The sequence below is a fragment of the Sphingomonas sp. URHD0057 genome (genome assembly GCF_000620665.1).
In the GTDB taxonomy this organism is placed as follows: Bacteria; Pseudomonadota; Alphaproteobacteria; order Sphingomonadales; family Sphingomonadaceae; genus Sphingomicrobium.
This window is the reverse complement of sequence record NZ_KK211162.1, coordinates 722,151-733,647: the sequence shown is the minus strand read 5'-3', so window position 1 is coordinate 733,647 and position 11,497 is coordinate 722,151. Positions and strand designations below refer to the sequence as shown.

The following is an 11,497-nucleotide window of genomic DNA, read 5'->3' as shown; positions in this document are numbered from 1 at the left end:
TCGGGTTTCCGTTAACTTCGCGTCAACTCGGGCCCGAAATGACGAACGTGCTGAACGACGAAGAAGGACACCGCCGCATAGGCCAGCAGCGCGATCAGGTACGCAGTCCAAGTGCCGGCAAGCGCGAACGGGATCGCCGCGAAAATCGCATTGCGGCGTGACAGCAGCCAGATTTCGCTTCCGACCGGGAAGATCGCCTTCTCGATCCGCGCCGCTTCGGCAAAGGCAAGCGCGGAGCCGGCGGTGACGAAGGCGCCCCAGCCCGGCACGTGCCGCGCTTCATACCAGGCCAGCGCGAGCACGGCGAGCCCGCTCGCTGGCCACAGAGCCAAGCGGCTCATCATGCGCGTCGGCAATGGCCGCAGGCGGAGCGAGGCGAGCCGCGAAGCCACGATGTCCAGCGGCGTCGACAGAACCAGCAGCCCGAGGCCCGCGCCAAGCCATCCCTTGGCGAAGCAAACTGCGCCGGCCAAGGTGAGCCCCAGGCCAAGCCAGATCAGCCAGCCTGGTCGCACCGCCGTTTCCATCAGCCGCTCGACCGCGAGCTCTTCGACTGGCGGCAAAAGATACCGGCTCACCCAATCGGTCCTCGCTCCGCGAGAGGCGGCAATCAGCATCTTCTGGAAGTCGGCGAGTTGTTCGGCCCGCTCGGCGAGCAACGGCGCGGCGTCATCGCTCACCGGAACCCGCAAGGCGCCCTCTTGCAGGGTCTTGCGCAACAATGTCGATTGCAGGTCCCAGTCGCCGAGGATCGCGGCCGTCGAGCCAAGATTTCGCATGTCGACGAGGGCAACTCCCGCCCAGCGCGACTCCCCGTCGATCCGCTCGAAGGCTGCGTGCTCCTCTGCGTCCGGGACCGTCGCCACCGCCGGCTCCGGTTCCTCGGCGAGCGCCGCGACCAGGTCTGCCGGCGGCGCAACGCCGTCGCCGATCAGGAGGATCATCGAGCCCGCCTCGAACCGACTGACCGCTTCCTGCACGTCGCTGACGGCGAACACCGATAGACCGTCGAGCCGCAGACGCTCGAACGCATCCTGCAGCGATTGCGGCACCCGCTCCACGACAACCACGATCGGCGCGGCGTCAGCCGCCGCGGCGCAGCGAACCTGATATTCGAGCAGGGTGCGGCCGGCGAGCGGAAGCAGTGCTCGGAGACCGCCCGAATCGTCTTCCTGATACGCTCCGATCAGCGCCCCGACCGCCATTAACCTCCCTCTCGCATGCGAAGCCTCTGTAATCGCTTTCGCGGCGCGTCAAAGGTGGTAAACTGCCGTCGCCATGACACCCACCCCGCAACGCGCCGAGCCGCTGTCTCCGGTCCCCGACCAGACTGAGATCCTCGAACTGGGCGGGAGCGACGCGCCCTTCGAAACGGAGTTCGATCCCGGCCAATGGGCGGCGGAAGCGCCGGTCGAGGTCCGCGGCGCCGGCGGACGGCAGGTGCTGGCGATCGCACTCAGCATGATCGCCGCGCTGTGGCTCGCCTTCACCGCCTGGTCCGCCGGGCGCTCGTTGGCCGGGCAGCCGCTGACTTCTCCATTGGTCGCGCAATGGGTTGCGGTGGCGGCCGGACCGCTCGCCCTGCTCGGCCTTGCCTGGCTGGTGTTCGGGCGCACGCGGCGCAAGGAAGCCGAGCGCTTCACCCAGTCGGTCATTGTGATGCGAACCGAGGCGCAGTCGCTCGAGGCATTGCTTGAAGTGCTGTCCCAACGGATCACCGACAGCCGCACCGAGTTGACGGTGATCACCCAGAATCTGATGCAACTCGGCGACGATGCGAGCAGCAAGTTTAGCGGCCTTACCCGCGAGTTTGACTCGAGCACCGAACGCCTCGCGCGCCATGGCGAGGCGCTCGACCGCGCCGCTGAATCCGCCCGCACCGACATCGCCGTCCTCCTCGACGACTTGCCGCGCGCGGAACAAACCGCGCGCTCGATCGCCGAGCAACTGAGGTCGGTCGGCGCCGAAGCCGGTGCGCGGACGGTGCAATTTGGCGAGCATGTCGGCAGCCTCACAAACCGAGCCACGGAGGCCGACCGGATCATCGGCGAGGCCACCGATCGGCTCGCCGCCCGGCTTGCCGAGATCGACAGCGCCGGCAGCTCGGCCGCACAAAAAGTCAACGAGGCGGAAAGCAGCTTCTCGGGCTCTCTCGATGCGCTGCTCGAACGCACGACCGCGACTCTCGAAAGCATCCGCAGCGGCATCGATGCCCAGGCGGCAGCTGTTGCCGCGCTGGTCGAGCAGTCGTCCGCGGGGATCGGCCAGACCGGCGCCGAAGCCGCAGAAGCGCTGGCGCTCAACGTCAATCACGCCAATACCGCGCTCGCCACCCTGTCCAGCAACGTTGCCGAACAGGACCGGGCGTCGCAGCGGATGATCGCCGAGATCGATCGCGGTCTCGCCATGATCGACCAACGCTTCACCGAGCTCGCCTCGAACGGCGACGAGCGGGCCAATCATTTCCTCAACTCGCTCGGCCGCGCCCGCACCGAGCTTGACGCTCTCGCCGTTCAGGCCGGCTCCCAGGACAGCGCCATTGGCTCCCTCGCCGAGCGCACGGCTGGATTGCGCGAAAGCATCGATCGCCTGGCAACCGAAGTCCGCGACCAGGTCGGCTCCGCGCTCGGCGAGGCGCACGGTCATGCCGAACGGCTGGCCGAAACCACCGCCACCATGAAGCCGGAGATCGGCTGGGTGCGTGACGCCGCGGTTGAAGCCGGGCAACGGATGAGCGCCACCGGCGAGGCGATCGCAGACCATCAGGACCGCTTCGCGGCGTTACTCGCCGCCGTCGACGGTGGAGTCGCGAGCTCGGAAGCGAAGCTTAGTGCGCTGACCTCGGCGATTGCGCAGGCTCAGGGTGAAGCCGCCAACCTCAGTGCGGAAACCGCGCCGGCGCTGGTCGCGGCCCTGGTGCAGGTCAAGGAGGCTGCCGGCCACGCCGCCGAGCGGGCGCGCGAGGCGATCGAAGGAGTGATTCCGGACAGCGCCGCCAAGCTTTCCGACGCATCGCGCGAGGCGCTCGAGCGGGTCATCCGCGAAACCATCGAGGACCGGCTGCGCGAGGTCGAGAACGTCGCCGCTCGTGCGGTCGACGCGGCTCGCTCGGCGTCGGACCGCTTGTCGCAGCAGATGCTCAACATCGGGCAGAGCGCGGCGGCCCTGGAGCAGCACATCAACCGCACCGGGCAGGAGCAGCGCGAGAAGGACAGCGAAGCCTTCGCGCGGCGCGTCTCGCTGCTGATCGATTCAATGCACTCGGCGGCCATCGACGTGCAGAAGATCCTGTCGGATGAAGTCGATGAGAAAGCCTGGGGCGCCTACCTCAAGGGCAATCGCGGCATCTTCACCCGCCGCGCGGTACGGCTGATCGGCGGCTCGGAGACGCGCTCGATCGCAGCGCATTATGAAACGGACGCGGAGTTCCAGAATTCGGTCAACCGCTACGTCCACGATTTCGAAGCGATGCTTCGCCGCGTCCTCGCCGAACGCGAGGGAGGAATGATCGCGGTGACCCTGATGTCCTCGGACATGGGCAAGCTCTACGCGGCGCTCGCCCAGGCGATCGATAAGCGCCGCTAGGCGCGGTAGAATTCGACGTCGCCGAGCGTGATCCAGCCGAATGCCCAATTGGCGTAATAGATCGCGAACAGCAGCGCGCCGACCAGCGCGGCTTTCAGCAAATGCCGCTTGAGATCGAAATGGTGCGGCGCGCTATCGGCCTGGCCCGGGACCTTGGGCGTTCCGGCCTCCTCATCGGTCTTCACCCCGAACGGAAGCAGCGCGAATGCCGCGAAAGCGAAGAACAGGAAATAGATGGCGACGATCGAGGTGAGCTTCATGCGGCGACTTGCAGCACCATCACCTCGACCACCGGCTTCTTGCCCGTCCACAGCGTGGCGCACCGCCGGACCGCGAGCCGCACCGCCTCGCGCATCCGGTCCTCATCGCCTCCCGGACTGAAGGCCCGGGTCGCCGCATCGGTCGCATCGGCAATGAAATCGTCACGGTCCTCTTCGACCGGCACCCCGAACGCGCGGACCAGCGGCTTGCCCGCAAGCTGACCATCGCCGCCAACCGGCACCGCAACCGTGATCAGCCCGCCAAAGCCCATGCGGCGGCGCTCGGTGATGGTGGCGCCGTCGGCCGGGAGGATCACATCGCCGTCGAGCACGAGCCGCCCGACCCGAACCTCGTCGACCTTCCTCGGCTCGCCGGGCGCCAACCGGATCACGTCGCCATTGTTCTGGACGACGGCGTGCGGGACGCCATGGCTGAGCGCGAGGCGCCCCTGTTCCGCCATGTGTCGCGCTTCGCCGTGGACCGGCACCACGATCTGCGGACGCACCCATTCGTACATCTGGACCAGCTCGGGCCGGCCGGGATGCCCCGAGACATGCACGTGCGACTGTCGTTCGGTGACGATCTGCACGCCGAGGTCGGACAACTGGTTCATGATCCGGCCGATCGCCGTCTCGTTGCCGGGGATGATGCGCGAGGAGAAGATCACCGTATCGTTCTCGGTCAGCTTCAGCTCGTGGTTGCCCGAGGCGACCCGGCCGAGCGCCGCCCGCGGCTCGCCCTGCCCGCCGGTGGCGATGATCAGCAACTCGCTTTTCGGCAGCCGCATCCCCTCGTCGAAGCTGACCGGCGACGGAAAGTCGCGGAGGTAACCGGTTGCCTGGGCAACGCGCAGGATCCGCTCGAGCGAACGCCCGGCGATGCAGACCCTGCGCCCGGTTTCGGTGGCGACGCGCCCGATGGTCTGGAGCCGCGCGGCATTCGATGCGAAGGTCGTCACCAGCACGCGTCCGCTGGCTTTCGTCGTTTGGGCAAGAAGCCCTTCGTGGACGCTTTCCTCCGATCCGGACGGCTTCTCCTGGAAGACGTTGGTCGAATCGCACACCAAGGCGAGCACTCCGGCATCCCCGATCGCGGTCAACGTTTCGGTGCTCGGCGCTTCCCCGATCACCGGGGTGTCGTCGATCTTCCAATCGCCGGTGTGGAAGATGTTGCCGAACGGAGTCTCGATCAGCAGGCCGTTGCCTTCGGGGATCGAATGCGACAGCGCGACGAAGCTGACCTTGAACGGGCCAAGCTCGATGCTTCCGCCGCGCTCGACGATGTTGAGCTTGACCTGGCCGGTCAGCCCCTCCTCCTCGAGCTTGCCGGCGATCAGTCCGGCGGTGAAGGGCGTCGCGTAAAGCGGGCTCTTGAGCTCGTCGGCGAGATAGGGAAGCGCGCCGATATGGTCTTCGTGCCCGTGGGTGAGGACGATCCCCACCAGGCGCTCCTGCTGCTTCTCGATGAACTCGAGGTCGGGGAGGATGAGGTCGATGCCGGGATACGTAGCGTCGGCAAAGGTCAGGCCGAGGTCGACCATGATCCACTGGCCTCGGCAGCCGTAGAGATTGACGTTCATGCCGATCTCGCCCGAACCGCCGAGCGCGCAAAACAGGAGCTCTTCGCCCGGAATCATTTCGCTTTTTGGATCGCCATCGCGTGCAACAGGCTCAACCCCTGGATGGTGAGATCGGGCTCAATCGCATCGAACACATTGGTGTGCTTGTCGAAGAGGATGGCAAGGCCGCCGGTGGCGATCACGGTCGCCGGTCGCCCGAGCTCACGCTTCAGCCGATCGGTCAGGCCCTCGATCATCGCAACATAGCCCCAGTAGATGCCGATGATCATCTGGCTCTCGGTGGTGCGGCCGATGACACTCAGATTGCCCTTTGGGGCTTCGATAGCGATGCGCGGCAATTTAGCCGCAGCATTCACCAAAGCGTCGAGCGAAAGGTTTATGCCTGGCGCGATGATACCGCCTTTGTAAGCGCCGGACGAATCCACCACATCGAATGTCGTTGCCGTGCCAAAATCGATTACGATCAAGTCGCCTTTGTGCTTGGCATGGACGGCCATCGCGTTGAGCACCCGATCGGCGCCCACAGCGTGCGGTTCATCAACGTCCAGCGCAATTGGCCAAGCGGCATTGCCCTGCCCTGCAATCATCGGCTCAACGTGGAAATATTTGGAGCTGAGCACTTCGAGATTATGCAGAGCGCGCGGAACCACGGTAGCGATGATTACCGCCTCGACATCGCTCTTCGAACGGCCCTCGAGCTCGAGCAGCTGGTGCAGCCACACGGCATATTCGTCGGCAGTCCGGCGCGGGTCGGTCGCGATGCGCCAGCGGGCTTTGATTGCGCCGCCATCGACCAGCGCGAAGACAACGTTGGTGTTTCCCGCATCGATCGCCAGCAGCATGCCGCGCCCTTAGGGCAAGAACTGGCGGCGGCAAAGCGATCAGGCGGTCTCGACCACCTGCTGGATGACCGGCGGCGCCGCCTCGCGACTCTGCGCCAAATAGGCATGGATCGCGGCAACGACCTGCGCGCCATCGCCGACCGCGGCCGCGACCCGCTTCACCGAGCAGGAGCGCACGTCACCCACCGCGAAAATGCCGCGGCGGCTGGTCTCCAGCGGCAGGCGGCCTTCGCCGACCTCGTCGCCCGTGAGAACGAAGCCGCGATCATCGCGCTTGAGGCCGGAGCTGGCGAGCCAGTCGGTATTCGGCTCGGCGCCGATGAAGGAGAACAGGAAGCGGGCGGGCCGCTCGGTTCGCTTGCCTGACGGATGTTCGACCCAGCCGACTCGCTCGAGCACGCCGTTCGAGCCCACGAGCTCGGTGATTTCGCAGCCGGCGATCACCTCGACATTGGGCTGAGCGGCGATGCGGTCGATCAGATACTGCGACATGGTCGCGCTCAACGGCCGCCGCGCGATCATCGTCACCCTACGCGCGCGATTGGCCAGGAACACAGTCGCCTGCCCGGCCGAATTACCGCCGCCGACCAGGACAACGTCCTTGCCCGCCGACAAGTCTCCCTCCAGCGGCGATGCCCAATAATGGACCGAAGCGCCCTCGAATTCGTCGAGGCGCGCGACGCCGAGCCGGCGATACTCCGCCCCAGTCGCGATCACGATCGAACGCGCCCTGATCACTTCGCCCGTGGTGAGGCTCAGGCGGCAGGGATCGTTGCCGCATTCGAGCTTCACCGCTTCGTCGGGGATCGCGATCTCCACCCCGAACTTCTGGGCCTGGCTGAACGCGCGGCCCATCAGCGCCATCCCGGAAATACCCGTCGGAAAGCCAAGGTAATTCTCGATCCGCGACGATGCCCCGGCCTGGCCGCCGAAGGAGCGGCAGTCGATCGCCAGCACCGAAAGACCCTCCGATCCGGCGTAGACGGCGGTCGCCAGCCCTGCCGGCCCGGCGCCGATGATCGCGACATCGTAAATGCGCTCGGAATTGATCGGACCAACGAGCCCGACGCAGCGCGCCAACTGGTCCTCGGTTGGGTTGCGGAGCAATTGCCCGTTTGGGCACAACACGATCGGGAGTTCTTCGGGAGTAACGTCGAAGCGCTCGACCAGCGTCTGCGCGCAGCTGTCGTCGCGCGGGCTCAGCTGCTGGTAAGGATGGCCGTTGCGGCGCAGGAAATTGACCAGCCGAAGCACGTCGGCGTTGGTGTCCTCGCCGACGATGACCGGTCCCGCGCCGGTTTCGATCAGGCCGACCCGGCGCAGGATCAATGCGCGCATCAACCGCTCGCCGATATCGGCCTCGGCAACCAGCAACGCTCTCAGGCGGTCGGGCGCAATGGCGACCGCTTCCACGTCCGTCAGCGCCTTTTCATCGACCAGGTACGGGCGCCCCGAGAGCTGGGCGAGCTCGCCCATGAAATTGCCCCGCTCGTGGGTGACGATATGTCGGTGTTCGCCGCCATGCGACTGGGTCACCTCGACTTGGCCTGACAGGATCAGCATGAGGCCCGGGCCAACCTCGCCGACCCGCGCCAGCATATCGCCCGCGCGATAGGATCGCGCCTCCCCGAACCGCGACAGGCGTTCGATCTCCTCGTCGCTGAATCGGAGAAACATCTGCGGCGCGCGCGTCGCGTAGGTGTTGGTCTCCTTAGGGTCGGTCATATGTCACTTTCCAGGGGTCGATCCGGCCAGGAATGCTTGAATCGCCGCCATTGTCGCTTCGGGTTGCTCTTCCATCAGCCAATGGCCGGAATTCGCGACACTGAGCGGCTGGACATTGTCAGCCACGAACGCGATCTCGTTGGCGAAGCCTTGCCCGAAGCTTTTCTCGCCGCCAATCGCGAGCACGGGCATGGTGAGCTTGCCCTCGGCCAGGAATTTCTGGTTGTCGGCGCCGTCCTGACGGAAGGCGGCGAACTGCGCGAACGCATCATGGATGGCATGGGGGCGCGAATAGAGCGCGGCGTAATGGGCGCGAGTTGCCTCGTCGATATGGCGAGGGTCGGCCGAAAGCTCGTTATAGAAGCGGTCGAGGTAGATTCGCTCGCGACCGGCGACGAGCCGCTCCTCATCCGGTCCGTAGAAATCGAAATGCCATGTTCGCCGGTCTTTGATCACATCATCCCAGTGACCGATACCCGGCAGCGGCGCGTCCATCACCACCCACCGCGTCACGCGTTGGCGGTTCTGGGCGGCGAACGCGTAGCCGACCATGTTCCCGATATCGTGGGTGACCAATGCCAGCGGTCCATCGAGCTTCAACGCATCGAGGACGGCGGCGATGTCCTGACCTTCGCTCTTTTTGTCGTAGCCCGTTTCCGGATGGGAGGAGAGGCCCATCCCGCGCAGGTCGGGTACGACGACCGTGTGGTCCTTAACCAGCCGGGCGGCGAGCGGAGCCCACATGTCGCCGCTGTCGCCGAACCCGTGGAGCAATAGGACGAGCGGTCCAGTTCCGCCGACGCGAGCATGAATCGTCGCGCCGTCGATCGGGATGTCGCGCGTCGTGAACACGGCTGGAAAGGGTTCGACCTTTGCCGTGGCGGGCGCAGGGAGCAACAAGCCTGCCACGGCCAACAGCAGCGCCATGTTTCTTCCCGCCATCATTATGCACTTCCCCCCAGGACTGGCCGGGCCGCCAGAAGACGGCCCGGCCATCACAGACTTAGTCAACGGGAATCGGCTCCGCCACCAACGCCGGGGCGGCCGCGCCCGGCACGCCGACTTGCTCACCGCGAAGGAAGCCCAGGATGTCCGAGTTGATCTCGTCCGGGTGGGTGGTCATGCAGCCGTGCGGAAGCGTCGAATAGGTCTTGAGCTGACCGTTCCTGAGCAGCTTCACCGCCAGTGGCGCGCTATCGGCGTAGGGCACGATCTGGTCGTCCTCGCTGTGGATCAGCAGCACCGGCACGTCGATCTGCTTCAAGTCCTCGGTAAGGTCGGTTTCCGAGAACACCTTGATGCAGTCGTAGTGGGCCTTGATGCCGCCCATCATGCCTTGCCGCCACCAATTGCGGATGACCCCCTCCTGCGGAAGCACGCCGGTGCGGTTGAAGCCGTAAAATGGGCCTGACGCGACATCGAGATAAATTTGCGCGCGGTTGCCCGCGACGCCCGCACGATAGGCATCGAAGGCCTCAATCGGAGTCCCGCCGGGGTTGGCCTCGGTTTTCAGCATCAGGGGCGGAATCGCCGAAATCAGGACCGCCTTCGAGACCCTCCCGGGCCTCGCCCGCGCAACATAGCGCGTGACTTCGCCGCCGCCGGTTGAATGCCCGATGTGGATCGCGTTCTGGAGGTCGAGATGATCGGTCAGCTCGGTCACGTCGGCGGCATAGGTATCCATGTCGTTGCCGGTATCGGTCTGCGTCGAGCGGCCATGCCCGCGGCGGTCGTGGGCGATCACGCGATAGCCCTGGCCAAGGAAGAACATCAGCTGGTTGTCCCAGTCGTCCGAGCTCAGCGGCCAGCCGTGATGGAAGAAGATGACCTGGGCATCCCGCGCGCCCCAGTCCTTATAGAAAATCTCGGTACCATCGCGGGTCTTGAACGTGGGCATAAGTTCGCTCCTGCGGAAACAGGTGCCGGCCGGGCAGGACCGGCGCTGAGTCTCGAGAAGAGTTCTTCGACTCGGTCGCGAAACGAAGTGGCGCCTACTCCCGCTGGCTGCGGGAAGCGAGAGCACGACTCGGCGATGGCGCAGACCCTTCCGTGACTGTCTTGCAGGGCGCCACGAGACTGTTACCTTTGCTCCCGGGGGACAGCATGGCCACTGCATGGGCGCGCGACCGCGCCACTCGCTTCTACGGAGGATATGCGCTGGTCGGGCTGACGGTCGTCGCGCTGGGCTTCAGCACGACCTATTTCCTGCCGATGGCCAGGCGCACTTTCGCCGCGCCGAGGTTCGTCCATCTCCACGGCGCCGCCAGCCTGTGCTGGATTCTGTTCGTGATTGCCCAATCGCGACTGGTTCGGGCGACCCGCACGCCCACGCATCGCCGCCTCGGCCGGGTCGCGCTTCCTCTCGCCGCATTGATTTGGGCCAGCGGAATCGCGACCCAGCGCTGGGCAACCGAGCGCGACCTTCCCGATCTCGGCACCGCGGCTACCTCGAGCCTGGCTGCAACGACCAGCGGATTGACGCTGTTCCTGTTGCTGGTGATCGCGGCATTGGCGCTCCGCCGCCGTCCCGATTGGCACAAGCGGCTGATGCTGCTTGCCACCATTCACGTGCTGTGGCCGGCCTTCTTCCGCCTCCGCCACCTGCTACCCATGGTGCCGCGGCCCGAAATCTGGCTGGCGCTCGTCCTCGCTTACTCGCCGATCCTTGTGGCCTCGATCCGCGACAAGGCGCGCTACGGCAAGATTCATCCGGTGTGGAAATTCGTCGCGCCTGCTCTGGTGATCGAGCAAGCGCTTGAGATCGCGACATTCAACAGCCCGCTGTGGCAGCGCGCGGGCCAGGCCCTTTACGCCGCGCTAAGCTAGGTCGACGTCGCCCGCGCGGATGATGTCGATCGCGCCGTCCTCCCGCTGCAGCCGCAGCGCGCCGTCGGGCTCGAGCCCCGCGAACAGGCCGGTGACCGTCTCTTCCTTGTTCACATGGACCGACAGCCGCGTTCCAAGGGGGTGTGCCCGCTCCTGCCAGGCCCGCCCCAGCGCCGGGATTTCGGTCGACCTCCACAGCTGCAGCAGCCGCGCGAGGCTGCCCGCCAGCAGCGGCGCGAAGACCTGCGGCGCGACCTTGCCGCCGAGCGCCGCCGCCTGGCGATCGGCGAGGGGGGGCGCGGAGGCGAGATTCACCCCGAAGCCGACCGCGACCCTGTCGCCGCTACGCTCGAGCAGGATGCCGGCGAGCTTCCTGCCTTGCAGCATCAGATCGTTGGGCCATTTGAGCACCAAGCCTCGGGCGGGAACGGCGAGTTCAACCGCTTCGATCAGAGCCAGTCCGGCGGCGAGCGAAAGGCTCGGCGCCGGCGGATCGGCTGCTTTCATCGTGACGAGGGTGCTGCCATAGAAATTGCCTTTGGCCGAGACCCACTCGCGGCCCTGGCGGCCCCTGCCCGAATGCTGCTCCAGGGCGACGAGCCAGTCGCCTTCGACCCGCTCTTGATCTGCGAGAATGTCGGCATTGGTCGAGCCGGTCGACTCGACGATCCGGATGCGG

10 protein-coding genes are annotated in these 11,497 nt (G+C 66.0%); 2 read left to right on the top strand and 8 right to left on the bottom strand.

Translation table 11 applies throughout. From position 1 onward, the window contains the following. Positions 1 to 11: 11 nt before the first annotated feature. Entirely contained in the window at positions 12 to 1,205 is a 1,194-nt protein-coding gene (locus N539_RS17020; RefSeq protein ID WP_051531790.1) for an NTP transferase domain-containing protein, read from the bottom strand. Between the two features lie 73 nt (positions 1,206 to 1,278). On the opposite strand from N539_RS17020, the gene N539_RS0112580 reads away from it, so the two are divergent. Then, entirely contained in the window at positions 1,279 to 3,585 is a 2,307-nt protein-coding gene (locus N539_RS0112580; RefSeq protein WP_028970543.1) for a hypothetical protein, read from the top strand. On the opposite strand, the gene N539_RS0112575 is transcribed toward N539_RS0112580, so the two are convergent. The 6 genes from N539_RS0112575 to N539_RS17015 form a co-directional block, all read right to left on the bottom strand. Beyond that, positions 3,582 to 3,845: a DUF1467 family protein gene (locus N539_RS0112575; RefSeq protein WP_028970542.1), complete on the bottom strand. Its 264-nt coding sequence runs from the start codon at positions 3,843 to 3,845 to the stop codon at positions 3,582 to 3,584. The genes N539_RS0112580 and N539_RS0112575 overlap by 4 nt on opposite strands. Next, positions 3,842 to 5,482 carry a ribonuclease J gene (locus tag N539_RS0112570; RefSeq protein WP_028970541.1) on the bottom strand — a complete coding sequence of 547 codons (1,641 nt, stop codon included), beginning with the start codon at positions 5,480 to 5,482 and terminating at the stop codon, positions 3,842 to 3,844. The genes N539_RS0112575 and N539_RS0112570 overlap by 4 nt, the downstream gene beginning before the upstream one ends. Next, a complete protein-coding gene (locus tag N539_RS0112565; protein WP_028970540.1) occupies positions 5,479 to 6,267 on the bottom strand; it encodes a type III pantothenate kinase in 789 nt (262 codons plus the stop codon). The genes N539_RS0112570 and N539_RS0112565 overlap by 4 nt, the downstream gene beginning before the upstream one ends. Before the next feature lie 39 nt (positions 6,268 to 6,306). Beyond that, entirely contained in the window at positions 6,307 to 7,992 is a 1,686-nt protein-coding gene (locus N539_RS0112560) for an FAD-dependent oxidoreductase (RefSeq protein ID WP_028970539.1), read from the bottom strand. Between the two features lie 3 nt (positions 7,993 to 7,995). Further along, positions 7,996 to 8,919, bottom strand: a complete 924-nt coding sequence (locus N539_RS0112555) for an alpha/beta fold hydrolase (RefSeq protein ID WP_051531789.1) — start codon at positions 8,917 to 8,919, stop codon at positions 7,996 to 7,998. Positions 8,920 to 8,995: 76 nt separating this feature from the next. Next, the gene (locus tag N539_RS17015) at positions 8,996 to 9,889 is read right to left on the bottom strand and encodes an alpha/beta fold hydrolase (RefSeq protein ID WP_051531788.1); all 894 of its coding nucleotides are present in this window, start codon (positions 9,887 to 9,889) and stop codon (positions 8,996 to 8,998) included. A gap of 206 nt (positions 9,890 to 10,095) precedes the next feature. Here N539_RS17015 and N539_RS0112545 point away from each other — a divergent pair, with 206 nt between their 5' ends. Next, positions 10,096 to 10,818 (top strand): hypothetical protein, encoded by a 723-nt coding sequence (locus N539_RS0112545; RefSeq protein ID WP_028970537.1) that lies wholly within the window; start codon positions 10,096 to 10,098, stop codon positions 10,816 to 10,818. Here the strand turns inward: N539_RS0112545 and N539_RS0112540 are convergent. Then, entirely contained in the window at positions 10,810 to 11,487 is a 678-nt protein-coding gene (locus N539_RS0112540) for a biotin--[acetyl-CoA-carboxylase] ligase (protein ID WP_051531867.1), read from the bottom strand. The two genes, N539_RS0112545 and N539_RS0112540, sit on opposite strands and share 9 nt — an antisense overlap. Between the last annotated feature and the right edge of the window lie 10 nt (positions 11,488 to 11,497).

Coding starts and splice junctions, on each gene's coding strand:
- N539_RS17020 (WP_051531790.1), bottom strand. CDS start 1,205: ATGGCGGTCGGGGCGCTGATCGGAGCGTATCAGGAAGACGATTCGGGC.
- N539_RS0112580 (WP_028970543.1), top strand. CDS start 1,279: ATGACACCCACCCCGCAACGCGCCGAGCCGCTGTCTCCGGTCCCCGAC.
- N539_RS0112575 (WP_028970542.1), bottom strand. CDS start 3,845: ATGAAGCTCACCTCGATCGTCGCCATCTATTTCCTGTTCTTCGCTTTC.
- N539_RS0112570 (WP_028970541.1), bottom strand. CDS start 5,482: ATGATTCCGGGCGAAGAGCTCCTGTTTTGCGCGCTCGGCGGTTCGGGC.
- N539_RS0112565 (WP_028970540.1), bottom strand. CDS start 6,267: ATGCTGCTGGCGATCGATGCGGGAAACACCAACGTTGTCTTCGCGCTG.
- N539_RS0112560 (WP_028970539.1), bottom strand. CDS start 7,992: ATGACCGACCCTAAGGAGACCAACACCTACGCGACGCGCGCGCCGCAG.
- N539_RS0112555 (WP_051531789.1), bottom strand. CDS start 8,919: ATGGCGCTGCTGTTGGCCGTGGCAGGCTTGTTGCTCCCTGCGCCCGCC.
- N539_RS17015 (WP_051531788.1), bottom strand. CDS start 9,889: ATGCCCACGTTCAAGACCCGCGATGGTACCGAGATTTTCTATAAGGAC.
- N539_RS0112545 (WP_028970537.1), top strand. CDS start 10,096: ATGGCCACTGCATGGGCGCGCGACCGCGCCACTCGCTTCTACGGAGGA.